The following is a 25,347-nucleotide window of genomic DNA, read 5'->3' as shown; positions in this document are numbered from 1 at the left end:
CTTGTCTATGGGGTTAGAGGGGCGGGGGCAAGGTGTTGGGTTTGGGTGTGTTATGGGCGGCGGTTTGGGGGATCCAGCACCCATTTGAGTATTTACGCAAAGATTAAATTAAAGCGTAAGGTGTTGAAGACGTTTGAAAAACTCTGTGATGCCCGTGGCGTCTATGTTGGCAAAGGCGATGCGGAGTTGGCGTTTGCCATCTGCCGATCCGGCGGGTTGGAACATGGTGCCAGGCAGGGTGAGGAGGGACGCTTTTTGCACAAGGGATTTGGCCAGTTGGTCCGAGGGCAAGGCGTAGGGGTGTTCGATATAGGCGAAATAGGCACCACAGCCGAGCAGCTTCCAATCCGGTAAGTCTTTGAAACCATTTATCATTGCGCTGCGACGCGACAGGATTTCAAGGCGTTCACTGGCGACCCAAGGACCCAGATTTTGCATCCCCCAAAGGGCTGCGATCTGGCCCAATTGGCTGGGGCAGATGGCGACGGTGTCGAGGAATTTTTCGACCTCGGCCAGACGGGATTCGGAGGCGACGACGGCACCGACGCGGTGGCCGGTCAGGCGGTAAGCCTTTGAAAAGCTGTAGAGATGTATGAGGGTGTCGGCCCATTGCGGGTCGGTGAACAGGGTATGGGGCGCGCCTGTGCGGCTGTCGAAGTCGCGGTAGGTTTCATCGATGATCAGGGCGATGCCACGCGAGCGGGCTAAGTACATGAAATCATTTAAGGTTTCGGCAGGGTATTCCGCGCCGCCAGGGTTGTTCGGGCTGACCAGAACGATGGCGCGGGTGCGATCTGTGATCAGGGCGGCGGCATCGGCGGCGCGGGGGATCAAACCTTCGCCTGTGGCCAAGGGTACGGTGCGCACGCCTTGCATATCCAGCCACATTTTATGGTTGAAATACCACGGGGTTGGCAAAATCACCTCATCCGCGGCACCTGCCAAGGTGGACATAATCGCGGTGAAGGCCTGATTGCAGCCTTGGGTGATAGCAACTTGATTTTCTTGGATATTCCCGCCGTAAGCGGTGGACCATTGCTGCGCAATTTCAGCCCGAAGCGCGGGCAAGCCGAGGACGGGACCGTACAAATGGGCGGCGTCGTTGTGCAATGCGGCTTCAGCGATTGCTTGGCGCAAGGCCAAGGGTGGCGGGGCCGTGGGGGCGGCTTGGGAGACGTTGATCAGCGGGCGATCCGGTGGAAAAACCACCCCGTCAAGCCAGCGCCGCGCCTCCATCACCGGAGGTGGGTCGGTGGCGGCCATGGCGGGATTGAGGGGATGGATCATGTGGGATCACCGTAAATGAGGGTGTATGTTTTGCGTATTGGATGCGTACATACGGCGTACATACGCGTTGTTTTTGATTGGGCCTTAAGCCCGTGTTAATCCTTGCCGCGGTAAGGTTGGACATATTGCAATGCCATATCCCAAGGAAAGAAAATCCATGTGTCCTGACTGACCTCTGTAATAAACGTCTCTACCATCGGGCGGCCATGTGGTTTGGCATAGACGGTGGCGAAATGCGCTTTGGGATAAAGTTTGCGCACCAGTTCCAGCGTTTTGCCGGTATCGACCAGATCGTCGACGATCAGGATGCCGGTGCCATCGCCCATCACATCGGCTTGCGGCGCTTTGATGACCTTGGCCTCGGCACGGTCTTGGTGGTCATAGCTTTTGACAGAAATGGTATCGACCACGCGGATGTCGAGTTCGCGCGCGACGATCATTGCTGGCACCATGCCGCCACGGGTGATGCCGACGACCGCTTTCCAATTGCCATTGTCGGGGCCTTTGCCATCCAACCGCCACGCAAGGGCGCGGGCGTCACGGTGCATTTGATCCCACGAAATGTGGAAGCCTTTTTCATGGGGCAAACGGTCTGTCATGGTGATCCCTCTTGGTCAGATTGCAGGTTAGGTCGCTGCGATTTTGAGGCCCAGCAGGGCAAGCATGCCGCCAAAGGCCCGGTCGATAATGGTTTTAAGGTTGATATAGGCGCCGCGCGTCCGGTCAAAGGAAAAGATGCGGGCGACGAGGATATTCCACAGTGCCTCGTTCAAGAACACCACGGTGAGGAGCGCGCCGTAAACCCAAAGCGGGGTTTCGGGTGGCACAGTGCCGATGAAGATGGCCGAGAACAAGACGGCGGGTTTGGGGTTGGCCAGTTGGGTGACGAGGCCGAGTTTGAAGGCCGACAGGGGCGTGCGGGGCAAGCGGGTGGATTGGGTCATATCAAGCGGTTTGGCAGCATCGCGCCACATGCCCCAAGCCATATGGAGAAGGTAGAGGCCGCCAATAATTTTGAGCGACCAGAGGAGGGCGGGAGCGGCTTGGAAAATAACGGCGAGACCGAAGAGCGCGGCCATCGCCCAGATGACCGCGCCAGCGCCGATGCCAAAGGCGAGGAAGGTGCCGGTACGCAGCCCTTCGGTGACACCCGTGCGGGCGGCCATAAGGACAGCGGGGCCGGGGCTGATCGCGGCCATAAGGTGCAAAAGGGCCACGGCGAGGAAGGCGGTGAGGGTCATGGGCACGGGCCTTTAAAGGTTGAAGATCAGCATAAGGCTGAGGGCGGCGAGGGCGAGTGCGGCGATGATATCGATCCAGAATTTGGCGGCAAGGTAGCGTTTGCGCATGGTGTTGGTGGACATGGAAATCGTGACGCAGGCGTACCAAAACAGTTCCGTCGCAAGTGCTGTGGCATAGATAGCGGTCAGCATAGCCGCACCGTGCGGGTCGGGAAACAGGGTCAGGATAACGGCGGAATAAAACAGGGCCGGTTTGGGGTTGGACAGCGACAGGATGACCCCGCCCGCAAAACCGTTGCCAAAACGGCGTTCGGCGGCGGGGGGGAGCGGGTTGCGCGCGCCGCGCCAGAGGCCGTAGGCCATGTAGAGAAGGTAAAGGCCGCCTGCGATTTTGGCGGCTTGGAAGAGGGGCGGGTAAAGTTTGAAGACCACCGCAAGGCCGAAAAGGGCAAACAGGCACCAAAGGGATGCGCCGAAGGCAAGGCCGAGGCCGTAGGGGAGTGCCTTGTCGCGGCCTTGGGCCAAGGCCATTTGGGTGGCGGCGATAATGCTTGGCCCCGGCGACAGAATCGCCGGGGTGAGGACGGCGATCAGAGCCAGAAACGGCTCTATGCTCATTCTTCAGCAGAGGGGGCGGCACCCTTTTGCGCTTTGGCGGTGACCACGTCGATATCGGGGGCATCAACGGCTTTCATGCCCACGACATGATAGCCTGCATCGACATGCAGGTTTTCGCCCGTGGTGCCCGAACCGAGATCGGAGAGCAGGAAGACGGCGGCCTTGCCAACCTCATCCTGGGTCACGTTGCGGCGGAGCGGCGAATTGAGTTCGTTCCAGCGCATGATATAGCGGAAATCGCCGATGCCAGAGGCGGCCAGCGTTTTGATGGGGCCTGCGGAAATGGCGTTGCAGCGGATACCGTCTTTGCCCAGATCCTCGGCGATGTATTTCACCGACGCCTCGAGCGCGGCCTTGCACAGGCCCATGACGTTGTAATGCGGCATGACCTTTTCCGCACCGTAATAGGTGAGGGTGAGGAGCGAGCCGCCGGGGTTCATGATGGCGGCCGCGCGTTTGCAGACGGCGGTAAAGGAATAGACGGAAATATCCATCGACATCAGGAAGTTTTCACGGCCCGTATCGACGTAGCGGCCCCGCAGTTCGTTTTTATCGGAAAAGCCGATGGCGTGGACGACGAAATCAATGCTGCCCCAGACGTTTTTCAGGTGGTCAAAAACCGCATCCAGCGACGCCTCATCCGTGACATCGCATTCGATCATTTCGGTCGAACCAATCGAGGTGGCGAGGGGTTCGACGCGCTTTTTCAGCTGCTCGCCCTGATAGGAAAAGGCCAGTTCAGCGCCATGTTCGGCGCAGGCCTTGGCAATGCCCCATGCGATGGATTTGTCGTTGGCGAGGCCCATGATGAGCCCGCGCTTGCCTGCCATTAGTCCGGCCATAATATCCCTCGTCTGTTATTGTTGTGTTAAGGTTGGTTTAGGCGATACGGGGTGCGGCATCAAGGCCGATGGTCAAGATGTTGGGGGGGCGGGGTTGCCCTTGGCAAAATGCAGGCTAGGGTTGTTAGATTGTTCCGTTTTGAAAGAAGGTGGCTATGGATCGTGGTGGCATATTTGCGGGCGATGACCCGTTCGTTTTGGCGCAGGCTTGGTTGGCCGAGGCAGAGGCGGCCGAGGTCAACGACCCCAATGCAATTGCGCTGTCGACGGTGGACGTAGACGGGATGCCGAATGCGCGGATGGTGTTGCTGAAAGACATCGAGCCTGCGGCATTTGTGTTTTATACCAATTACACCAGCCAGAAGGGGCAAGAGATTGAAGCGGCGGGCAAGGCGGCCTTTGTTATGCATTGGAAATCACTGCGCCGCCAACTCAGGGTTCGGGGTGTGACCGAGCGCGAGGAGGGGCCACAAGCGGATGCGTATTATGCGTCACGCTCGCTTAAAAGCCGGTTGGGGGCCTGGGCTTCGGCGCAGTCGCAACCCTTGTCGTCGCGGACAAGCCTGATGGCCGATGTGGCAAAGGTGACGGCGCAGCAAGGGACCAACCCGAAGCGCCCGCCGTTTTGGGGCGGCATCCGAATCATCCCGCTTGAGATCGAATTTTGGGCGGATGGCGCCTTTAGGTTGCACGACCGCTTTCGTTGGACACGCAAAACAGTATGTGACGCATGGGAAGTTGTGCGCTTGAACCCCTGAAACGTGCGTTACCGCAGGGATTGATGTGCACAATTGCGTGAGATAGGGCTTGAACCCGACTGCGACATCTAACAGAACAGTGTTTTAAAGGCTAAATCTGGGTAAGAGGCCTATCATGGAAGACGAAGACGAGAATCCCGTGCAGGTTCTGCACGGTCGCGTTAAATGGTTTGATCCGGTCAAGGGCTTTGGCTTTATCCTGTCTGAGGAGACGGGTTCCGATGTTTTGCTGCACTCGAATGTGCTGCGGAATTTTGGGCAAAGCACCGTGGCCGATGGCGCAGAAATCACTGTAACCGTTCAGGAAACGCAGCGCGGTGTGCAAGCCGTTGAAGTGTTGTCGATTACACCACCCGAAGGAGCCGGCTTTGCGATGGCCGGTGAAGGGATGAATTTCAGCGCCGAAGAAATCGCGGCCTGTCCGCTGGAACCGGCACGGGTGAAGTGGTTCGACAAAGGCAAAGGCTTTGGGTTTGCCAATGTTTTTGGCAAGACAGAAGATGTGTTTGTGCATGTCGAAGTGCTGCGTATGTCTGGGTTTGCCGATCTTGCGGCTGGTGAAGCGATCTGCCTGAGGATCATCGAGGGCAAGCGGGGCCGGATGGCCGCGCAGGTTCTGGCTTGGGACGCGGCTTTGAAGGCACAGAAATGAAATCGCTGGCGTTGGCCTTTGGGCTTGCGCTGGCTGTGCCGCAGGCCGGTTTTGCAGGGTGTGCGGCCGATCAGGTTGATTTACGGCTGGAGGATGGCGGGCAAGTCCGGTTCTCGGTCGAGGTGGCGGATGATCCGGCCGAGCGGGCCAAGGGTTTGATGTTTCGCGAGCACATGGCGACATCTACCGGTATGCTGTTTTTATACGAACGCCCGCAGCATGCGGTGTTTTGGATGAAGAATACCCTGATTCCCCTTGATATGATTTTTGCCGATGCCACAGGGCTGGTGAAACATGTTCACGCCAATGCGGTACCCCATGACGAGACGGGAATCGATGGGGGCACGGAGATTCTTGCCATTCTGGAAATCAACGGCGGCCTGGCAAAAAAGCTGGGAATTACTGCTGGCGCGGTGATCCGGCACCCGGATTTGAAACAAATTTCAGCTGCATGGCCTTGTGAGGCGCAATAAGGCTTTTCAATCCGAAAAGCATGTCGTAGGAAGCGCGCATGTTCGGTTGTAACGGTCGAACAGTTGAGATGTCGGGGCGTAGCGCAGTCTGGTAGCGCGCCAGTTTTGGGAACTGGATGTCGTAGGTTCGAATCCTATCGCCCCGACCATTTCAAAGACTAGCCCGCTGAAAGGGCCTTTCCGTATCATAGATCTGACGTGTTGCGATTGACGCGCCCTGTGTGTTCAGGCGACATTGAGCACAGGTTTTATAGGGCTTTGCGGGTTTATGACGGACACCATCACAGATCGACTGGCGGAACGGTTGCGCGCGGCGCGAAAAGCGCGTGGGCTGAGTTTGGATGCCGTGGCAGGGATTTCTGGCGTGAGTCGGTCAATGGTCAGCCAGATCGAGCGGGGCGAATCAAGCCCGACGGTGGCGACGCTGTGGAACCTGACCCAAGCGTTGGGCGTGGATTTTGCGGGATTGTTGGAAGCCAAGGTTGAACCCGGGATTGATGTGACGCTGGCAGGGGCGGCTCCTGTGATGACGGGGCACGGGCGCGGGGTGCGGATACGGATTTTATCGCCAGCCGAGACGGTCGGCGACCATGAGGTCTATGATCTGGGGTTTCAGGCAGGGGCGGGGTTGGTTTCGGCGCCACATTCGGCTGGATGCCGTGAACATTTGACGGTGATTGAGGGGCGGTTGCGGGTGGTTTCGGGGGGAGAAGAGGCCGAGATTGGCGCAGGGGATACGGCCAGGTATTTTGCAGACCGTGATCATGCGATCCATGAGGTTGCAGGGGCTGCGGCGCGGGCAATTTTGATCGTTCAAGGGAGTTGAGGGTGGCGGGGGCGCTGCCCCCCTGGCCTTGCGGCCATTCCCCCCGGGATATTTTCAAACAGAAAAATCCGTTATAGTGGATTTGCGTCCTTTATATTGACTGATTGGATCTTGTGTGGCATGATTTCCGCTAACGCGGAGGGAAATCTGGCATGTCGGAATTTTTGGACCATATTCGAGGCGAGCTGGCGGCGATTGAAGCCGAGGGCATGACCAAGCGCGAGCGGCTGATTTCGGGACCGCAAGGCGCGCATGTGGACATGGAGGGGCGGCGGATGCTGAACCTATGCGCCAATAATTATCTGGGGCTTGCCGATCATCCTGATTTGATTGCAGCGGCGCGGGGGGCGCTGGAAACGGGCGGGTTTGGTATGGCCTCGGTCCGGTTTATTTGCGGGACGCAAGATTTGCACCGTGCGCTTGAGGCGCGGCTGGCGCAGTTTTTGGGGCACGACGATTCGATCCTGTTCGCGGCCTGCTTTGATGCCAATGGTGGGCTGTTTGAGCCGTTGTTGGGGCCCGAGGATGCGGTGATTTCGGACAGTTTGAACCATGCGTCGATTATTGACGGGATCCGTTTGTGTAAGGCCAAGCGTTTCCGCTATGCCAATTCGGATATGGCGGATCTGGAGGCGCAACTGGTGGCCGCGCGGGTGGCGGGGGCGCGGTTTATCATGATTGCCACCGATGGCGTGTTTTCGATGGATGGGTATTTGGCCAAACTGCCGGAAATTCGTGCCTTGGCAGATGCTTATGGGGCGGTGTTGATGGTGGATGATTGCCATGCGACGGGGTTTATGGGGCCACAAGGGCGCGGGACGCCAGCGCATTTTGGCGTGCGGGCCGATGTGATTACGGGGACGTTGGGCAAGGCATTGGGGGGCGCGCTTGGCGGTTATATCGCGGGGCCGCAGGCGGTGATTGACCTGCTGCGGCAACGGGCGCGGCCCTATCTGTTTTCCAACGCCTTGCCGCCTGCGATTGTGGCGGCGGGATTAGCGGCGCTGGATTTGGTTGAGGCGGCGGACGGGTTGCGGGCGCAGTTGTTTGAGAATGCAGCCTATTGGCGGGCGGGATTGGAGGCGGCGGGGTTTGAGGTTTTGCCGGGCGAGCATCCGATCATTCCGGTGATGCTGGGTGAGGCGCGTTTGGCGCAAGACATGGCTGCAGAGTTGGGCAAGCGCGGCGTGCATGTGGCGGGGTTTTTCTTTCCGGTTGTGCCGAAAGGGCGGGCGCGGATACGGACGCAGATGAATGCGGCGTTGACGCGTGAAGATCTGGATTTCGGTTTGGCGGCGTTTAAGGACGCTGGCCATGCAGTGGGGGTGCTGTGATGCGCAATGATATGAAAGCCTTGGTGAAAGCGCGGCCGGAACCCGGATTGTGGATGGAACGCCGCGGGGTGCCCGAGATTGGGCCGGATGATGTGCTGATCCGCGTGCGCAAGACGGGGATTTGCGGCACCGATATCCATATTTGGAACTGGGATGAATGGGCGGCGAAAACCGTGCCGGTGCCTTTGGTGACGGGGCATGAATTTGCGGGCGAGATTGTAGAATTGGGCCGCAATGTCGAAGGGTTAGAGATAGGGCAACGCTGTTCGGGCGAGGGGCATTTGATTGGCAAGCACAGCCGCCAGAGCCGCGCGGGCAAGTTTCATCTGGACCCTGCCACGCGCGGGATCGGGGTGAACGAGCAAGGGGCGTTTGCCGAATATCTGCGCCTGCCCGCGTTTAATGTGGTGCCGTTGCCCGATGCGATTGATGATGAGATTGGCGCAATTTTGGACCCGTTGGGGAATGCGGTTCACACGGCGTTAAGCTTTGATCTGGTGGGGGAGGATGTGTTGATCACGGGGGCAGGGCCGATTGGGATTATGGCGGCGGCCGTGGCGCGGCATGTTGGGGCGCGCCATGTGGTGATTACGGATGTGAATCAGACGCGGTTGGATTTGGCGGCGGGGGTGGCCGATGTGGTGCCAGTGAATGTGGCTGCAGAGGATTTGCGCGATGTGATTGCGCGGCTGAAGATGAAGCAAGGCTTTGATGTCGGTATGGAAATGTCGGGCAATCAGGCAGCACTTGACCAGATGATCGAGGCGATGACCATGGGGGGCCGTATTGCCATGCTGGGGATTCCGCCTGGAAAGAGCCCTGTGGATTGGAGCCGTATTGTTTTTAAAGCCATCACCATCAAGGGCGTTTACGGGCGCGAGATTTTCGAGACCTGGTATAAGATGATTGCCATGCTGGAAAACGGGCTGGATGTGCGTCGCGTGATTACGCACAGATTTAAGGTTGATGACTTTGACGCGGGGTTTGCCGCGATGCGGTCGGGGCAGTCGGGCAAGGTTGTGCTGGATTGGGGCTGAGGCCATTTGCGTTGTTTGGGTTCAGGTCAGCGGGCCTGACCCTTGCCGTCCGAAAGCGATCTGTTGACGGGCGTTATGCGTGAACGGTCAGCAAGGTAATGCGCAGGCCTGCCGCGTGTTGACGCAGCTCTTTCTGCACCAATCGGTGGTTCGGGAGCCGATTGGCCAAGACAAAACAGCGCCCTCGAAAACCGAGGGAGGACAGAGTCTCGAGGCCCTCGATCGCATCAAAATTGTTAGAAATCAGGGAAATAACGACGATATCGGGCAACACCTGTGACAAAAGCTGCGCGGTTATTGTGCCTGAGTATTCAACGGTGTTGCCAAACTGGCTGCACCGCGCTGTCGCAGGAACGTCAATCAAAAGCAACACGCGCTTAGCGGGATCAATTGCGGTGTCTTTGCGCGACAAAAGGGGCGCGTCCCGTAAAGTGCGCTGCATGCGAAAGCCAAACTGGACCTAGTTGATCTGGACTAAAAGGAACACCCCCAAATAGATGGTACCTGAGGGAAGCGACAACCAAACGTGACGTTAACCATGATTTCACCGTCAATATACGGTTACTTTACAGGAAGGCACAAGCTGGCTTCTTGCCGAAAACGGGTTAAAGACGCACAGTGGTGTCCACGGATTTTAGAGGATTGGTCGGTCATGGATTTGCAGTTTGCTACCGCGTTTCTTGCCGGCATTCCGATGCCCGTTGTGGTGATCAATGACGAAGGTCGGATCGATTCCGCGAATGCGCCAGCGCTGGACATGTTGGGCGAGGGGCTGGTTGGGCGGCTTTATTTGACCGCGTTTCGCCAACCGGCGCTGGCCGCCACGATTGACGCGGCGTTGGCAGGCAAACATGCAGGGGTGTCGCGATTTACCCAAGCGGGTGGGCAAGTGTTTCGGGTAACCGTAACACCGGTGGCGCAAGGCGCGATCTGTGCGTTTGACGATACCAGCGAGCAGGAACAAATTGGCCAGATGCGGCGTGATTTCGTCGCCAATGTCAGCCATGAGCTGCGCTCACCTTTGACGGCATTGGTCGGTTTCATCGAGACATTGCAAGGGGCCGCGCGGGATGATGCGATGGCGCGCACGCGGTTTTTGGAAATTATGGCGCGTGAGGCCGGACGTATGAACCGGCTGGTAGGCGATTTGTTGCAGCTGAGCCGCGTCGAGGCGCAAGAGCGGGTGCGGCCGACGGTTTCGGTGGATTTGGGTGCGGTTTTGGCGCGGGTCGTGTCCGACCTGCGCCCTGTATCCGATGCGGCGCAGGTTGAAGTGCGGGTCAGCCCGGTCGCGGGTGCCATGGTGCTGGGGGATGCGGATCAACTGGTACAGGTGCTGACCAATCTGGTGGAAAACGCGATCAAATACGGCGGGAATGGCAAGGTGGTGCGCGCCGACTTGCGCACCGAAGCGCGCGACCCCGTTCTGCGCTGTGCCGCGTTTAGGATTGATGTATCGGATCAAGGCGACGGGATTGATGCGGTGCATCTGCCGCGATTGACCGAACGGTTTTATCGTGTCGATACGCACCGTTCGCGCGAAAAAGGTGGAACAGGCCTTGGATTGGCAATTGTGAAACACATCGTGAGCCGCCATCGCGGGCGCTTGCTGATTACAAGCGAGCGTGGGGTGGGCAGCACATTCAGCGTGGTGCTGCCCGCGGCGGAGACGGTTAAAATCGACTGATCCGGTCGGTGAGCAGGGCAAAGAAACCGTCGGCATCGACATCACCCATGAACAGCGCATTGGGGGCGCGGTCGGTGACGCCCCACCAATCGGCCACGGTCATGCCAAGGGTCAGATCGGACGTGGTTTCGATTTCGACATTGATCATGCGGCCCTTGAACAGCTCGGGTTTCAGCAGGTAGGCGATGACGCAAGGGTCATGCAAAGGCGCGCCTTCGGAGCCATATTTTTCCTTGTCAAACCGCTCAAAAAAATCGGTCCATTCGGCCACCATGCGCCCCGGCTCGGTGCCCATATCGTGAAAGGCCTGAACACGGGGTTTGGTGGTCAGAACCTTGTGGGTGACATCCAGCGGCATCACAACCAGTGGCACGCCAGATTTGAAAACGATTTCAGCGGCTTCCGGGTCGACATAAATGTTGAATTCGGCGGCGGGGGTGATGTTTCCCACCTCAAAATAGGCCCCTCCCATCAACACGATTTCCTGCACACGCGTGATGATATCGGGCGCGCGCTGAAAGGCCGTGGCAATATTGGTCAGGGGGCCAAGGGGACAGAGCGTGACAGTACCCGCAGGTTCGGTCCGCAAGGTTTGGATGATGAAATCCACGGCATGTTCGGGTTGCAGCGGCATGTCGGGCGTTGGCAATTGCGGGCCATCAAGGCCAGTTTTGCCGTGCACATGTTCAGCCGTAACAAGCTTGCGTTTCAGGGGGGCTGCGCATCCGGCAAAGACTTTTGCATCGGGCTTGCCTGCCAACTCACAGATAATGCGCGCGTTTTTTTCCGTCAGGGGCAGCGGCACATTGCCGGCAACGGCGGTGATGCCCAGCACGTCCAGATCAGCAGGCGAGGCAAGGGCAAGCAAAATGGCGACGGCATCGTCTTGGCCGGGGTCGGTGTCGATAATGATTTTACGCGGGACCATGTCTCTCTCCTAATTCTGGAGCACAGCAAAGCCCAGCTTGGTGGATTTGTCCATGTGGTAAAAACCGGAGACGCTGCCGCCCCCGGCTTTGTGTGCAACGCAGATCAGCCGTCGAAGTTGATTTCTTCCATGATCCGCAAAGCTGCGGGACGGGCCTTGGCAACAGCCGTCAGATCAAGGCTGTCAGCGGTGAAATCACCCCAGCTTTGCACCAGTTCGGACCGCGCAACACCCAGTTTTACGGGAAATTCATAGTTGGTTTCGGCATAGATTTTCTGCGCCACATCGCTCGACAGCCATTCCATGAACTTCAAAGCGGCGTCTTTGTTAGGGGCCGATTTGGTCATCGCCACGCCGGATACATTAAGATGGGTGCCGTCGCCTTCGAACACCGGAAAATCAACGCGCACGGCATTGGCCCAGTCTTTTTGCTCGGGGTCATTGATCATTTGGCCCATGTAATAGGTGTTGCCAATGGCGATATCGCATTCGCCGGCCCAAATCGCCTTGGCCTGATCGCGGTCACCGCCTGCGGGTTTGCGGGCGAGGTTTGCCTTGAGCCCTTCGGCCCAGGTTTTGGCATAGGCCTCATCATGGTGGGCAATCACAGCGCCCAAAAGGGCCACGTTATAATCATTGGTGCCCGAGCGGGAACAGATGCGCCCTTTCCATTTAGGGTCTGCCAGATCCTCATAGCTTGTCACATCGCCTGCTGCGACACGATCCTTAGAGGCATAGATAATGCGTGCGCGTGAGGTGAGGCCAAACCACTGGTTGTCCGGATCGCGCAGGGTGGCAGGGATGTTTGACGTCAACACGTCCGAGGCGACGGGTTGGGTTACGCCTGCGTCGACGATCTGGGTCAGGCGCGCGATATCGACGGTCAGCACCAAATCGGCGGGGCTGCGGTCGCCTTCTGCCACCAGACGTTCGGCCATGCCCTTGTCGACAAAGGCAATATTCACATCGATGCCTGTTTCGGCGGTAAAGGCATCAGCCAGTGGTTGGATCAACTCGGGCTGACGGTGGGAATAGATGTTCACCTCGTCTGCCATAGCGGGCAGGGCGAGGGCGCAGAATGTGAGAGCTGCGATGGGAAGTTGCTTGGACATTGTTGACCTCTTTAGTCAGATTTTCTGACCCTGCTTAAACCTGAGTCTTTTACTTTGGTCAATACCTGACTTTATTAATCGGAAAATATTCCCACATTTCATCTTTGTCCAAATACTCAAATCAATCCCCCGCCCCGCAGGGCCGCTTTGGCCGCTTTCTCCTCGGTCTTGGCACGGTCCCACAGCGCATCCATTTCGGCCAAATCGCTTTGGTCGGGCGCTTTTCCTGCCTCGGCCAATAGATCCTCGATCCGGCCAAAGCGGCGGGTGAATTTCTGATTGGCGGCGCGCAGCGCGGCCTCGGGGTCGATGTCCAGATGACGGGCGAGGTTGGCCATGACGAACAGCAAATCGCCAAACTCCTCGGCCTGTTCTGCGGCGCCCATCGTGTCGCGGGCTTCCACCAGCTCACGCGATTCTTCGATGATTTTGTCCAACACTTGATCGGTTGACGGCCAGTCAAACCCAACCCGTGCCGCGCGTTTTTGCAGTTTGACCGCGCGCATCAAGGCGGGCAGGCCAAGCGCCACGCCGTCAAGCACACGGGCAGACCCACGCTCATGCGCTTTGATACGTTCCCAATCGGCGGTTTGCTGGTCAGGGGTCTTTTCCCGCGACTCGGTGCCAAAGACATGCGGGTGGCGAGCGATCATTTTGTCAGAAATTGCAGCGGTAATGCTGGAAAAGTCAAACAGCCCTGCCTCGGCGCCCAGTTGCGCATGATAGACCGATTGCAGCAACATGTCGCCCAATTCGCCTTCCAATTCGTCCCAAGCCTGCCGTTCAATTGCGTCTGCCACCTCATAGGCCTCTTCAATCGTATAGGGCGCGATAGTGGCAAAGGTCTGTTCAATATCCCACGGGCATCCTGTTTGCGGGTCACGCAGGCGGGCCATGATTTCCAACAGACGCGGCATACCGCCCTGCGGGTCGGCGATAAGCGCGTCGCTTTGGGCACGGGAAAGAGGGTGAGGGGCCATTGCGGAACCTTTCAAATTGCGGTCTGGTAGCGGCAGAATTTATGCCCATAGGAGTAGACCATGCCCGTTCTGAATGCCATCGCCGGATATGCCGAGGAAATGACCGGATGGCGGCGGCATTTGCATATGCACCCCGAGCTGCGGTTTGACTGCCATGAGACGGCGGCGTTTATTGCCGCGCGGTTGCGCGAATTTGGGGTGGACGAGCTGCACGAAGGCATTGCGACAAGTGGCATTGTGGCGATCATCAACGGCCAAAGTGCTGGCCCCACGATTGGCTTGCGTGCCGATATGGATGCGTTGCCGATAACAGAGGCGACGGGGGTTGAGTATGCCTCGACCGTGCCGGGGCGGATGCATGCCTGCGGCCATGACGGGCATGTGACAATGCTGCTCGGGGCCGCGAAGTATCTTTGTGAAACGCGGCGGTTTGCGGGGCGTGTGGCGCTGCTGTTCCAGCCTGCCGAGGAAGATGGCGGCGGCGGTGAGGTGATGGTTAAGGAAGGGGTGATGGACCGCTTTGACGTGGCCCAAGTGTACGGCATCCACAACGCGCCCGGCGTGCCGTTCGGGCATTTCACCACGACACCCGGGGCGCTTATGGCTTCGGTCGATACGGCGACGGTGGTGGTCACGGGCAAGGGCGGGCATGGGGCCACGCCGCATGATTGCATTGATCCTGTGGTGGCGATTGTGGGGATGGTGCAAGCGATCCAGACGATCATTCCGCGCAATGTCTATGCGCTGGACGAGGCGGTGATTTCGGTGACGCAGATCCATACGGGATCGGCCAGCAATATCATCCCCGAAGATGGTTGGTTCTGCGCCACGATCCGTTGTTTTGACCCCGAAGTGCGGGCGCTGTTGAAGCGGCGGTTTCATGAGATTGTTGAGGGCCACGCGATGGCCTATGGCGTCACGGCGGCGGTGGATTATGACTGGGGCTATCCTGCCACGATAAACCATGCCGATCAGGCGGGGTTTGCCGCCGAAGTTGCGGCCGAGATTTCGGGTGCCGATGCGGTAGAGGCGAACGGATGCCGCGAAATGGGGTCCGAGGATTTCAGCTATATGCTGGAGGCGCGGCCGGGGGCGTATTTGTTCATGGGGATTGGCGATGGCGCAGGTTTGCACCACGCGCGCTATAATTTCAATGATGAGGCGGCACCTGTGGGCGCCAGCTTTTTCGCGCGGTTGGTCGAACGCGCACAGCCGTTGGGATAATCCGTCTTGGTGAAAATTGGGCGCTGTCGCAGGTTTTCCCGGCGGGAAAACCTGCGCGGCCCAACCTTGAGGCGATGCGTGCGGGCCAAAGGCCTGCGGGCATCAACGAATGGCGGGAGATGCCCCGTCTGGTCCCGTCTGGCCCCGCCGAATCGGACATGGTGCAATGGTTTGCATCGGGTTTCACCTATTCGGGGCCTCCGGTGTCTTGCGCGGTGGCGCCGAAGACCATTGACAGTGTCGAGCCTGCGGATTTGCTGGGCAATGTCCGCCGCGTGGGGCTTTATTTAGCACAGGGCATGGCCGAGATGATGGACCTGCACTTGGTGGGCGATGTGCACGGTGGTGTGCGGTTGGCCTAGGCGCTTGGCTTGACAGTCCGTACCGCTTGGCCTTTTCTGACCTTTCGGATTTTTGCGTCTCCGGCATGTGAACGACGCTTATGGCCAAGGGGATTGCTATGGCGCTAGAAGATGCAAAGACCGAAGCGGACGGGGCGTTTACGCGGCAGGGCCTCCGTGGGCTGGCGTTTGAAAATGCCTTTGCGGGGGCGACGTCTTTTCTGCGCCGCCGTTATAGCAAAGACCTGACGGGCGTTGATCTGGCGATCACGGGCGTGCCGTTCGACCAAGCGGTGACACACCGTACCGGCACTCGGTTCGGCCCCCGCGCAATCCGCGAAGCCAGTGCTTTACAACCGTTCGATCCGCCTTACGGTTGGCCGACCAACCCGTTGGAGGATATGGCAATTGTCGATTATGGCGATGTGGCCTTTGACTATGCCCATACACCCAGCTTTCCAGGCTTGCTCACCGATCATATCCGCACAATCCTAAAGGCGGGGCCAGGTACGGTGACGTTGGGCGGCGACCATTTTATCACCTTGCCGATCCTGCGCGCCTATGCCGAGAAATTTGGTCCGATGTCGGTGATCCATTTCGATGCCCATTCCGATCTGTGGCAAGACGATGATATGGACCGCATCGACCACGGCACGTTTTTCTACAAAGCAGTAAAAACCGGAATTATCGATCCCAAAACATCAGTGCAAATCGGTATTCGTACCCATTGCGATGATTATCTTGGCGTTGAATATATCGATGCGCGTAGCGTGCATGAAAAGGGCTGTGCCTATGCGGTCGCGCGCGCCAAGGAGATTGTTGGCAAAAATCCGACCTATGTGACCTTTGATATTGATTGCCTCGACCCCTCGGCGGCCCCTGGCACCGGCACGCCCGTTTGGGGCGGCTTGCAGACATGGCAAGCGGCGGCCTGCCTGCGCGACCTTGCAGGCATCAACATGGTGGGCGGCGATATTGTGGAGGTATCGCCTGCCTATGATACAACAGGTGCCACTGCCATCGCTGGCGCCCATGTCGCGCATGAACTTATCTGCCTTTATCACTGGGCACATCACCGCAAATGATTGGGCGCCTTATGTTCACAACCCTTGCCTTGATCCTCTTTATTGTCAGCGGTTTTGCCGCCTATGTCCGGTTTGCCCCGTCCGACCCTGCACGTTGGACGACAGATCCGTCGCAGGCCTACGCCTGGGACCATGGCATTGGCTGGAATGAGGTTCTGCCCCAAACCGGCGGTGCCATTTTGCGCATTCCCGCTGCTGACGGCCTTTTGGCGCGACTCGATGCGGTGGCCATGGCAACCCCGCGTACCATGCGTCTCGCAGGCAGCGTAGAGGAAGGCCGGATCACATGGATCACACGCTCGGGGCTTTGGGGCTTTCCTGATTATACCACGGCACAGCTGGGTCAGGACGGCGTCTATATTCACGCCCGCCTGCGCTTTGGTCAGTCTGATCTTGGTGTCAACGCGGCCCGCCTGGCCACATGGCAGTCTAAGCTCTGACGCTTTCTTTTCGACCCAAATATGCTCTGGGGTCCCGGGGGGGGGGACCCCCGGCGCTGGCCACTTGACCTGCGCCTGCCGATACGTCAAACCGCAAAAATGGTCCCATTAGATACCCTTGCCCAAATCTCCCAGCGCTTCGAGTTTCTCGAGGCCAAACTGTCGGCTGGCGCGCCGCCTGCGGAAATTGCGAAACTCAGCCGCGAATACGGTGATTTGAAACCTGTCGTCACAGAAATCAACGCGTACCGCCGCGCGCTGGATGATCTGGCCGAAGCCCAGATTATGCTGGCCGATCCCGAAATGCGCGGGCTGGCCGAAGAGGAAATCCCCGGTCTGCGCACCCAGATCGAGGTGATGGAAGCCGCATTGCAACTGGCGCTGTTGCCCAAGGATGCCGCCGATGCGCGGCCTGCTATTCTGGAAATCCGCCCCGGTACGGGCGGCGATGAGGCGGCGCTTTTTGCCGGTGATTTGCTCAGCATGTACCGCCGCTATGCCGAAAACCGTGGCTGGACCTTTGAAATTCTGGAATTGCAGGAAAGCGATCTGGGCGGTATTCGCGAATTGACCGCCCATATCCAAGGCGCGGGCGTGTTTGCGCGGATGAAGTACGAATCTGGCGTCCACCGCGTGCAGCGTGTGCCCGAAACCGAAAGCGGTGGGCGGGTGCATACATCGGCGGCCACTGTGGCGGTATTGCCCGAGGCCGAGGAGGTCGATATCGACATTCCGGCATCTGACATCCGGATTGATACGATGCGCGCCAGCGGGGCAGGCGGGCAGCACGTGAACACCACGGATTCGGCGGTGCGGATCACGCACCTGCCCACGGGCATCATCGTGGTGTCGGCAATGAAATCGCAGCACCAAAACCGAGTGGCCGCGATGCAGGTTCTGCGCGCAAGGTTGTTTGAGGCCGAGCGCGAGCGGGTGGATGCCGCGCGGTCGGCGGATCGCAAAAGCCAGATCGGGTCGGGGGATCGGTCGGAACGCATCCGCACTTATAATTTTCCGCAGGGCCGGATGACCGACCACCGCATCAACCTAACGCTTTATTCGCTGGGGCAGATTTTGGGTGGCGATTTGGACCAGATCATTGATGCGTTGATTTCCGACGATCAGGCGCGCAAACTGGCCGAGATGCAATGACCACCTTGCTTGTGGCGCGGCGCACGGCTGTGGCGCAGTTGCGTGCCGCAGAGGTGCCTGATGCGGCGCAGGATGCGGCGGTGTTGTTGGGGTTTGTGTTAGGGGTGTCGCGGGCCGATCTGGCGTTGATGCCTGCGCAAACCGTTTTGACGGGCGCACAGGTGGATGCCTTGGCCGCCGCTGTAAGCGCGCGGGCGACACGGCGACCCGTGTCACATATCACAGGCCAGCGCTTGTTCTGGGGCCGTAGCTTTGCAGTGACCCCCGATGTTTTGGACCCACGCCCCGAAACGGAAAGTTTGATCGCGGCCGCGTTGACCTTGCCCTTTTCATCTGTGCTGGATTTGGGCACGGGGTCGGGGTGCATCTTGCTGACGCTTTTGGCCGAACGCGCGGGTGCCGTGGGTTTGGGCGTTGATCTGTCGGGTGCGGCTCTGGACGTGGCACGGCGCAATGCGGCATCGCTTGGGGTGCAGGCAAGCTTTTCGCTAGGCAGTTGGTTTGCGCCGGTGGAGGGGCAGTTTGACCTAATCGTCTCAAACCCGCCCTATATTGCAGCGGGTGAAATGGCGGGCCTGTCGCCCGAAGTGCGGCTGCATGAGCCACATCTGGCGCTGACCCCTGGTGGCGACGGGCTAGATGCGTACCGGATTATTTGCGCAGAAGCACCGGCTTATTTGGCCAATGGCGGGCGCTTGTTGGTCGAAATCGGACCTACCCAAGGGGCGGCTGTTGCAGGCTTTTTCAAAGCGGCTGGGTTTGCGCGCATAGAGATTCTGCCCGATCTGGATGGGCGCGACCGCGTGGTTTCAGGGCAGTTTTTTGGCACCTAAACCAGCGTTTCCCTGCCTTTGCGGCGAATTCGCGCCAATTTTCAGGGGATAACTGCATCAATTGCGAATTTTTGCTTGTCTCACCGTGAAACACATGGTTAGACCGTAACGGTGTAAGGGACGGCTTAGAGGAAACTCGGTTGTCATCCCCGCACGCAATGCCAAACATGCCTGATGCGCCCGGAGATGGGCAAGACGCGTCTTTTTCAGACCGCCGGCGCATAGACAAAGCCAGATAGATCTGGATCAAAGGACAAGATGAGATCTTCCAAGTCCCGCTCGCGTTCGAAAACGAACCGCCCGCGCACCCTCGGTAACATCACCAACCGCGTCTTCGACAGCTCCGGCCCCGAAGGCAAAGTGCGTGGCACGCCGCAGCAAATTATTGACAAATACAACCAACTGTCGCGCGATGCGCAGCTGTCGAATGACCGCGTGAACGCAGAGAATTTCCTGCAACACGCCGAGCATTACACACGCATGCTTGCCGAAGCGATGCGCGAGATGCAGGCCGAACAGGACCAGCGCCGCCAGCAAGACGCCCAGAACCAACAGAACCAACAGAACCAGCAGCGCGATTATCAGCAGCGTGATCGGCAGCAGGATCGGCCGAACGACCGGCAGCAAGAGCGCAACGATGGTCAGCAGCCAGATCTGCGCGACGATCGTTCCGATGTGCCACGCGACGAGCGCCGTGATGAGCCGCGTCGGGATGAACGGCGGGATGAACCACGCAAAGACGATCGTCGTGATGTCCGCCGCGATGAACCGCGCCGCGATGACCGCCGTGATCGCAACCAGCGCTCGGACGAGCCTGTAAGCACCGCAGACAATGCCGACGCAAGTGAGTCGGACTCTGGCCTTGTAGAGACACCGGAAACCCGTCGCCCGCCGCGCCACCGCCAACCCCGTCACAAACCGCAGACTGGCGAAACCGAGGAACAGCCGCAATCGGTTGGGCAGCCTGCCGCCGCGACCGATCATGCAGCCCAACCTGCACAAGGCGAAAAAGCTGCGCGCAAGCCACGTGGGCCGCGCAAGCCAAAGCCCGACGGCGGCCCTGACCGGACCAATAACGAAGCCGCTGAATAAGCGTGGCACAGTGATGAAAAGCCGGGGCGCAGCGATGCACCCGGCTTTTTTTATGCGCAATGGTTGCTTGAATGGTCAGTCAAACCCGCGAGACAGCGCACAAAATTTCTCAAGCGAGATTTCTTCGGCGCGGGCCGTGGGCGCAATACCAACTGCATTCAGCCGGTCCTCAATATCAGGCCCCATGCCCTTCAGGCTGGACCGCAGCATCTTGCGGCGCTGGTTAAAGGCCATTGCGGTCAGCCGTGACAACATCACCGGATTGGCGGGGTATCGGGGTTCCTCTAGTCGCGTCAGATGCACCACGGCAGAATGAACCTTGGGTGGGGGGCTGAACGCCTCTGGAGGCAAGGTCAGCACGATTTTCGGATCGGTGCGCCATTGGGCCAAAAGCGCAAGGCGTCCATACGCCTTGTCGCCCGGTTTGGCCACGATGCGTTGCGCCACTTCTTTTTGAAACATCAGCGTCAGGCTGGTCCAGAACGGTGGCCATTCCGCGGGTGAAAGCCAACGGATCAACAGCTCGGTCCCGATGTTATAAGGCAAGTTGGCGACCACACGCACAGGCGGTGTCAGATGGGTCGATATATCAAGGCCCAAAGCATCCGCATTCAATACCTCCAATCGCCCAGGATAGGCATCGGAAATCTCGGCCAAGGCAGGCATGCAGCGCGCGTCTTTTTCAACCGCCAGCACGCGGCGCGCGCCTTCGGCCAGCAAACCGCGGGTCAAACCGCCGGGGCCGGGACCTACCTCCAGCACATCACATTGCGTCAAATCGCCTGCCGACCGCGCGATTTTCGACGTCAGGTTCAAATCCAGCAAAAAGTTCTGGCCTAGTTGTTTTTTGGCGACCAGATCATGCGTGCGAATAACGGTGGCAAGGCTGGGCAGCCCATCAATCGCGGCCATCATCGCCCCCGCTTTCATCTTTGAACAAATACTCCACGGGGGGTGCGGGGGGTGTGCCCCCCCCCGCTGCTTGACGCGCGGCCGCCATTTCATGCGCCATGCGCAGCGCTGCAATCAGGCTGGTTGGGTCTGCAATGCCGCGCCCTGCAATGTCAAAAGCGGTGCCATGATCGGGCGAGGTGCGCACGAACGGCAGGCCAAGGGTCAGGTTTACGCCACCCGCAAAATCTATGGTCTTGATCGGAATCAAGGCTTGGTCATGGTACATGCAAACCGCCACGTCATAGCGGGCGCGGGCGGCCGCGTGAAACATCGTGTCGGCGGGTAAGGGACCTGCGATGTGCATTCCTTCGGCGCGCAGACGGTCCAACACGGGGGTGATCAGGGTCAAATCCTCAAGCCCCATAGCGCCGCCTTCGCCTGCATGGGGGTTCAGGCCTGCTACGGCGATGCGTGGGGCAGGCAGCCCGAAATCGCGGATCAAGGCGGCGTGGGTGATGCGGATGGTGTCTTCAAGGGCTGCAGCCGTTAGCGCGGTCGGCACATCGGCCAGCGGGATATGGATGGTCACTGGCACCACGCGCAGGTCGGGGCAGGCGAGCATCATCACAACGCGGTCGACGCCGCCAAGGCTGGCCAAGTATTCGGTGTGGCCCGGAAAGGCGAAACCCGCGCCATCCTTCAGGGCTTTTTTGTTGATGGGAGCGGTGCAGACCGCTGACGCCGCGCCTGCTTGGACCAATGCCACGGCGCGTGCGATCACGGCGATGACATCGGCGGCATGGCGGGGTTGGGCGGTCCCCGCTGTGGCGGGGCCGGTAAACGGGTGGTGCAACACCGGCAGGATATGGGGTGGCACGGCGGCGGCCATCGCGGGCGTGTCGATCAGCTGAAAGGTGCAATCTGCGGGCAGGTGGCGGGGATCGCCGATCCAGAAAAACGGCAGGCTGGCACCCAGCGCCTTGCGCGCATGGGCCGCTATTTCAGGGCCAATGCCCGCCGGTTCGCCGCAGGTAAGCGCGACGGGCTTTGAGGCCAAAGCTTGCGCCATATCTTAGGGTTCGCGGATGATGGCGTCAAAGCGCAGCTCTTCCAGCAGGCTTTGGGCCTTGGCGGCAAGCTGTTCATTGATAAGCTTTTCGCGCATGCTGTCTCGGGTCGCGCTATCGTCAGCCACCGGATTACGGGCGCAGAGCATCAAGAAGACATGGGCCGCACCGCTGGGGAAATCGACGCTTTCGCCCGGATCCAGCGAGGCCAAGGCGCGGCCTGTGTTGGTGGGCAGCGTCGATGCAGGCTTGGTTTCGCGGATCAGGCGGTCTGCCGGCTGGCCTTTGGCGATGGCATAAAGATCGTTGCAGGTGTCAACCTTGGCGCGGATGGTGGCGGCCTCTGCGGCCCCAGTTGCTGCGGGCAGGCTGTATTGGGCATAATCGACATTGACCGACCCCACGCCGGGGCCGTTCGGTTTTTCAATCGCGCGCAGTTGGAACAAGCCAACCGCCCCCCCCATATTGACTGGCTGCGACACTTCACCCGGGGCAAGGCCAAGGATCACGGGGGTAAGCGCTGCGGGCAGGTTTGCCAGTGGCATCCACTCCAATCGCCCGCCACGGCCCGCTGTTGCAGCCGCCGAATTACGGCGCGCGGAGGCGGCAAAGCTGCTTTCAGAGGTGATTTGCGAGCGTATACGGTTGGCGCGGTCGAGCGCTGCCTTTTCCTGACCCGCAGGGGCAGGAATAACCAATTCGGACACAAGGACACGCACGCCTGTGGTACCATCGCCTTTGGCAAGGACACGGTCTACCTCGGCGTCTGATACCGAAATGCGGCCCACATAGGTGGCGCGCACGACTTCACGCCACACTAAACCGGCCTGCACGAAATCGCGGAAGGTTTCTGCCGAGACGCCTGCCTGACCCAATGCCGCAACAAACTGTTCAGCCGTCAGGTTTGCGCGGGAGGCGAACTCTTCCATCCCGCCCATAATCTGTTCGGGCGTGGCGGTGATCTTCAGCGCCTTGGCCGCCGACATGCGCAAGCGGTCTTCTATCAACGCTTTCAGCGCCTCTTTTTCAAGATCGCCCTGGGTTTGGAACAGGCGCAGCATCTGCACGCGCTGTTGCACCTCAAATTCTGTTATCGCGCGGTCGTTGACATAGACGCGCGGCGCAAACAGGTTTTGGGCTTGGATCGGGGCGGCACCCAGCAAAAGGGCGGCCAATGCGAGAATGAGGGCCAGAGGTGTGAAGGCGGGGGCTTTGACTACGGCGCGGATCATCATTTTCTTCTCTTCGCAAGGATCATTCGGCCTTTCGGCGGCGATCTGTTGAAACTGTGGTACTCTGTGGGTTGGGGTCATGGCAACACCTTAACCGCTACAAGCGGCAGCGGGGCCGCGTTTCGCTTTGCCGCCAAAGCCCAAAAGGTCGACGGAGAGGCCGAAACTGGTGGTCGGCTTGATGCTGGTCGACGAGGTGAAGCGGCGCGCAAGGGCCATATCGAGTTTGAGGCATTCGTTGCGGAATGCAAGGTTAAGACCTGCCGAGGCCGCGCGGTTGGCGACAAAATCATAACGTGTGCTTACTTTTGCCTCCCAGTTCGGGGCGAAATCATAGCGGCCGTCCAAGGTGACCTGGGAAACATCATCAATGCGGCCTTCACGGGCATCGGCCAAAAGATGGACGTAAGAGGATGAAACGCCATAGGTTTCGCGGTCCAAGGCAAGGCGCATTTCGCCTTTTGTCAATTTGAAACGGTCGTCAAATACCATGCGATTGGTCAAGGACACGCCATTTGCGATGGAAAGCTGAACGGCAGCCAACCAATCCGACGATTTGCCCGCAAGACCGGACGCCGCGCTGAACTGAGCGTTGTTCGCAGTGCGGTAGACGCGGCCAACCGTGATACCAAGCGACCAACCCGCAGGGTCATAGCGGGTATAGCCGATGCCAAGATTGGCATAGGGGCCTTGTTCCACTTCATCCGCGCCGGGAAAACGGTTAACCGAGAACAGATTACCTTCGTCAAATTCGACCAAGGCGCTGTCTTCATTCGGGATATTGCTGTTTGATTTGCGGGCCCAAACCAATTGCGCCACGGGTTCGATCACGTGGTTTACCCCACCTGCGCCCGATTTGACCCAAGGCCAGCGCAATTCAACGCCCGCGCCTGCTGCCCCGCGAAAGCTGTTGCCTGCAAACGCATTATCCTGACGGATGCGGTAGTAGTCGCCGTTTACTTCGGTCAAAGCAGCGGCCAGGACACCGCCCGGCAAAATCCAGTTGCGTCGCCAGTCGGCAGTCATGGATAGGCGCGACATATCGCGGCCATCGCTGATGCCATCGCTGATGCCATCAAGATCACTATAGAGCGGGTTGTTTGAACTCCGATAATGGCTGTGCGATTGGAGCCGAAACCCGCCTTCGCCGCCAATGGAACCGGGCGAAAAGCGGCGTTGATAGGTGACATCGGTAACGATGGACGGCAGGGTGCTGTTCACATCAAGGTCGCGGATGGACCGAAAATTGATCAGCCGCCCGGATATATATTCGTTGCGGCGCGTGCGGGTTACCTCGATACGGCTGTCGATCCGGTCTTCGGCAGAAATGCCGTAATCCAAAAGATAGGCGTTGTCGGATACTATTGTCCCCGAGAACGACAGGGTGAAATCACGGGGCAAAGCGAATTGGCCTTTGCCAGCCAAATAGCCGCGCGTCTGGCCGAGCAAGCGTTGATCGCGTGACAAGGCACCGGTGAATTCGATCTGACCCGAGTCAAAGGCTTGACGATACCGCAATTCCAATGTGCGAGCGTTTTTCGAGGACACATAGGGCGTAACGGTCAGATCTTTGTCATCGCCGATGCGAATGAAATACGGCACCTTTACGCCAAAACCGAGATCGCTGGTGGTACGGAACGACGGTGCCAAAAACCCTGTTTGACGTTTCAGGGTGGGATCTGGCATGCGCAGATACGGCACCCAAAAGACAGGCACGCCGACGACGCGGAAGCTGGCATTGTCAAAATAGATCTGACGTTCCTGCGCATCATGAACCACACGCGTTGCGCGGATTTCCCACAAAGGGGTGGGGTTGGATGCGCAGACTTTGCATGACGACACAACCGAGTTGTTCAAGCTGGTATAGCGCCCCCCGATGCGCATCATTTCGGAGGCGGCCAGCTGTAACTGCTGGTCAAGCACAACCCGCGCGCTTTGTAAGATGCCATCGGAGAAGTCGGAAGAGAGTTCGGCCTGATCGGCAAGAACAATTGTTCCTGCGTCATCTGTCAGGACAATTGGGCCGGTGATCGACAACAGATCCGCGCCACGATCATAGGTGATTTTTGACGCCTTCAGGCGTTTGCCGTTTTGAAAGACCTCGACATTGCCTTGGGCCACAAGCGTATCATTGCCGGCGATGGCCACACGGTCCGCGACAAGCGAGGCAAGGTCTTGCGCGCGCAGCGGAGTGGCTGTGAGCAAGAAAAGA

27 protein-coding genes and 1 tRNA gene are annotated in these 25,347 nt (G+C 59.0%); 15 read left to right on the top strand and 13 right to left on the bottom strand.

Going from position 1 to position 25,347, the window contains the following annotated elements; translation table 11 throughout:
• Positions 1-108: 108 nt before the first annotated feature.
• From G560_RS0108260 to fabI, 5 genes are all read right to left on the bottom strand, one after another.
• Positions 109-1,287 carry an aminotransferase gene (locus tag G560_RS0108260; protein ID WP_022703849.1) on the bottom strand — a complete coding sequence of 393 codons (1,179 nt, stop codon included), beginning with the start codon at positions 1,285-1,287 and terminating at the stop codon, positions 109-111.
• A gap of 95 nt (positions 1,288-1,382) precedes the next feature.
• Complete coding sequence (gpt, locus tag G560_RS0108255) at positions 1,383-1,886, bottom strand: xanthine phosphoribosyltransferase (protein ID WP_022703848.1); 504 nt, start codon at positions 1,884-1,886, stop codon at positions 1,383-1,385.
• 27 nt (positions 1,887-1,913) lie between these two features.
• Positions 1,914-2,528, bottom strand: a complete 615-nt coding sequence (locus G560_RS0108250; RefSeq protein WP_022703847.1) for a LysE family translocator — start codon at positions 2,526-2,528, stop codon at positions 1,914-1,916.
• A 12-nt stretch (positions 2,529-2,540) separates the two neighbouring features.
• Positions 2,541-3,146: a LysE family translocator gene (locus G560_RS0108245; protein ID WP_022703846.1), complete on the bottom strand. Its 606-nt coding sequence runs from the start codon at positions 3,144-3,146 to the stop codon at positions 2,541-2,543.
• Positions 3,143-3,988: an enoyl-ACP reductase FabI gene (gene fabI, locus G560_RS18825; RefSeq protein ID WP_022703845.1), complete on the bottom strand. Its 846-nt coding sequence runs from the start codon at positions 3,986-3,988 to the stop codon at positions 3,143-3,145. The genes G560_RS0108245 and fabI overlap by 4 nt, the downstream gene beginning before the upstream one ends.
• A gap of 155 nt (positions 3,989-4,143) precedes the next feature.
• Between fabI and pdxH the strand changes: the two genes are divergently transcribed.
• From pdxH to tdh, 7 genes are all read left to right on the top strand, one after another.
• Positions 4,144-4,746, top strand: coding sequence for a pyridoxamine 5'-phosphate oxidase (gene pdxH / locus G560_RS0108235; protein ID WP_022703844.1), 603 nt, complete (start codon positions 4,144-4,146; stop codon positions 4,744-4,746).
• A gap of 115 nt (positions 4,747-4,861) precedes the next feature.
• The gene (locus tag G560_RS0108230) at positions 4,862-5,398 is read left to right on the top strand and encodes a cold-shock protein (RefSeq protein WP_022703843.1); all 537 of its coding nucleotides are present in this window, start codon (positions 4,862-4,864) and stop codon (positions 5,396-5,398) included.
• Positions 5,395-5,871 carry a DUF192 domain-containing protein gene (locus tag G560_RS0108225; protein ID WP_028913872.1) on the top strand — a complete coding sequence of 159 codons (477 nt, stop codon included), beginning with the start codon at positions 5,395-5,397 and terminating at the stop codon, positions 5,869-5,871. Before G560_RS0108230 ends, G560_RS0108225 begins: the two co-directional genes overlap by 4 nt.
• 72 nt (positions 5,872-5,943) lie before the next feature.
• Positions 5,944-6,020: transfer RNA gene (locus tag G560_RS0108220), tRNA-Pro, on the top strand.
• Positions 6,021-6,139: 119 nt separating this feature from the next.
• A complete protein-coding gene (locus tag G560_RS0108215; RefSeq protein WP_022703841.1) occupies positions 6,140-6,697 on the top strand; it encodes a helix-turn-helix domain-containing protein in 558 nt (185 codons plus the stop codon).
• A 152-nt stretch (positions 6,698-6,849) separates the two neighbouring features.
• Entirely contained in the window at positions 6,850-8,031 is a 1,182-nt protein-coding gene (locus G560_RS0108210) for a glycine C-acetyltransferase (RefSeq protein ID WP_022703840.1), read from the top strand.
• Positions 8,032-8,042: 11 nt separating this feature from the next.
• Complete coding sequence (gene tdh / locus G560_RS0108205; protein WP_028913871.1) at positions 8,043-9,068, top strand: L-threonine 3-dehydrogenase; 1,026 nt, start codon at positions 8,043-8,045, stop codon at positions 9,066-9,068.
• Positions 9,069-9,141: 73 nt separating this feature from the next.
• On the opposite strand, the gene G560_RS20285 is transcribed toward tdh, so the two are convergent.
• Entirely contained in the window at positions 9,142-9,510 is a 369-nt protein-coding gene (locus G560_RS20285; protein WP_022703838.1) for a hypothetical protein, read from the bottom strand.
• Positions 9,511-9,720: 210 nt separating this feature from the next.
• Between G560_RS20285 and G560_RS0108195 the strand changes: the two genes are divergently transcribed.
• Entirely contained in the window at positions 9,721-10,755 is a 1,035-nt protein-coding gene (locus G560_RS0108195) for an ATP-binding protein (RefSeq protein WP_022703837.1), read from the top strand.
• Here the strand turns inward: G560_RS0108195 and G560_RS0108190 are convergent.
• The 3 genes from G560_RS0108190 to mazG all read right to left on the bottom strand — a co-directional run bounded on the left by G560_RS0108190 (position 10,742) and on the right by mazG (position 13,712).
• Positions 10,742-11,683 carry a nucleoside hydrolase gene (locus G560_RS0108190; protein WP_022703836.1) on the bottom strand — a complete coding sequence of 314 codons (942 nt, stop codon included), beginning with the start codon at positions 11,681-11,683 and terminating at the stop codon, positions 10,742-10,744. The genes G560_RS0108195 and G560_RS0108190 overlap by 14 nt on opposite strands.
• 104 nt (positions 11,684-11,787) lie before the next feature.
• Entirely contained in the window at positions 11,788-12,795 is a 1,008-nt protein-coding gene (locus tag G560_RS0108185) for a Fe(3+) ABC transporter substrate-binding protein (RefSeq protein WP_022703835.1), read from the bottom strand.
• Between the two features lie 116 nt (positions 12,796-12,911).
• Positions 12,912-13,712 carry a nucleoside triphosphate pyrophosphohydrolase gene (gene mazG, locus G560_RS18820; protein WP_033419320.1) on the bottom strand — a complete coding sequence of 267 codons (801 nt, stop codon included), beginning with the start codon at positions 13,710-13,712 and terminating at the stop codon, positions 12,912-12,914.
• A gap of 123 nt (positions 13,713-13,835) precedes the next feature.
• Between mazG and G560_RS0108175 the strand changes: the two genes are divergently transcribed.
• The 7 genes from G560_RS0108175 (at position 13,836) to G560_RS0108145 (ending at position 19,942) form a co-directional block, all read left to right on the top strand.
• Positions 13,836-14,999: a M20 aminoacylase family protein gene (locus G560_RS0108175; RefSeq protein ID WP_022703833.1), complete on the top strand. Its 1,164-nt coding sequence runs from the start codon at positions 13,836-13,838 to the stop codon at positions 14,997-14,999.
• 119 nt (positions 15,000-15,118) lie between these two features.
• Positions 15,119-15,361 (top strand): hypothetical protein, encoded by a 243-nt coding sequence (locus G560_RS0108170; protein WP_162140855.1) that lies wholly within the window; start codon positions 15,119-15,121, stop codon positions 15,359-15,361.
• A 98-nt stretch (positions 15,362-15,459) separates the two neighbouring features.
• The gene (gene speB, locus G560_RS0108165; protein WP_022703831.1) at positions 15,460-16,425 is read left to right on the top strand and encodes an agmatinase; all 966 of its coding nucleotides are present in this window, start codon (positions 15,460-15,462) and stop codon (positions 16,423-16,425) included.
• 11 nt (positions 16,426-16,436) lie between these two features.
• Positions 16,437-16,865, top strand: a complete 429-nt coding sequence (locus G560_RS0108160; RefSeq protein WP_022703830.1) for a DUF1499 domain-containing protein — start codon at positions 16,437-16,439, stop codon at positions 16,863-16,865.
• A gap of 99 nt (positions 16,866-16,964) precedes the next feature.
• Positions 16,965-18,017, top strand: coding sequence for a peptide chain release factor 1 (gene prfA, locus G560_RS0108155; protein WP_022703829.1), 1,053 nt, complete (start codon positions 16,965-16,967; stop codon positions 18,015-18,017).
• Positions 18,014-18,850: a peptide chain release factor N(5)-glutamine methyltransferase gene (prmC, locus tag G560_RS0108150; RefSeq protein WP_022703828.1), complete on the top strand. Its 837-nt coding sequence runs from the start codon at positions 18,014-18,016 to the stop codon at positions 18,848-18,850. The genes prfA and prmC overlap by 4 nt, the downstream gene beginning before the upstream one ends.
• 258 nt (positions 18,851-19,108) lie before the next feature.
• Positions 19,109-19,942, top strand: a complete 834-nt coding sequence (locus G560_RS0108145) for a DUF4167 domain-containing protein (RefSeq protein ID WP_022703827.1) — start codon at positions 19,109-19,111, stop codon at positions 19,940-19,942.
• A 75-nt stretch (positions 19,943-20,017) separates the two neighbouring features.
• Here G560_RS0108145 and rsmA read toward each other — a convergent pair whose 3' ends face one another.
• From rsmA to G560_RS0108125, 4 genes are read right to left on the bottom strand one after another with little or no spacing between them, the layout of a single operon-like run.
• Positions 20,018-20,854, bottom strand: a complete 837-nt coding sequence (rsmA, locus tag G560_RS0108140) for a 16S rRNA (adenine(1518)-N(6)/adenine(1519)-N(6))-dimethyltransferase RsmA (protein ID WP_028913868.1) — start codon at positions 20,852-20,854, stop codon at positions 20,018-20,020.
• Positions 20,841-21,905 (bottom strand): 4-hydroxythreonine-4-phosphate dehydrogenase PdxA, encoded by a 1,065-nt coding sequence (pdxA, locus tag G560_RS18815; RefSeq protein WP_022703825.1) that lies wholly within the window; start codon positions 21,903-21,905, stop codon positions 20,841-20,843. Before pdxA ends, rsmA begins: the two co-directional genes overlap by 14 nt.
• Positions 21,906-21,908: 3 nt before the next feature.
• Complete coding sequence (locus G560_RS0108130) at positions 21,909-23,216, bottom strand: peptidylprolyl isomerase (protein ID WP_081647625.1); 1,308 nt, start codon at positions 23,214-23,216, stop codon at positions 21,909-21,911.
• Positions 23,217-23,225: 9 nt separating this feature from the next.
• Positions 23,226-25,340 carry an LPS-assembly protein LptD gene (locus G560_RS0108125; protein ID WP_244870036.1) on the bottom strand — a complete coding sequence of 705 codons (2,115 nt, stop codon included), beginning with the start codon at positions 25,338-25,340 and terminating at the stop codon, positions 23,226-23,228.
• Positions 25,341-25,347 lie beyond the last annotated feature (7 nt).

The organism is Pseudorhodobacter ferrugineus DSM 5888 (assembly GCF_000420745.1).
Taxonomy (GTDB): domain Bacteria; phylum Pseudomonadota; class Alphaproteobacteria; order Rhodobacterales; family Rhodobacteraceae; genus Pseudorhodobacter; species Pseudorhodobacter ferrugineus.
The sequence above is the reverse complement of the archived record's forward strand: the minus strand, read 5'-3'. Positions and strand labels throughout refer to the sequence as shown.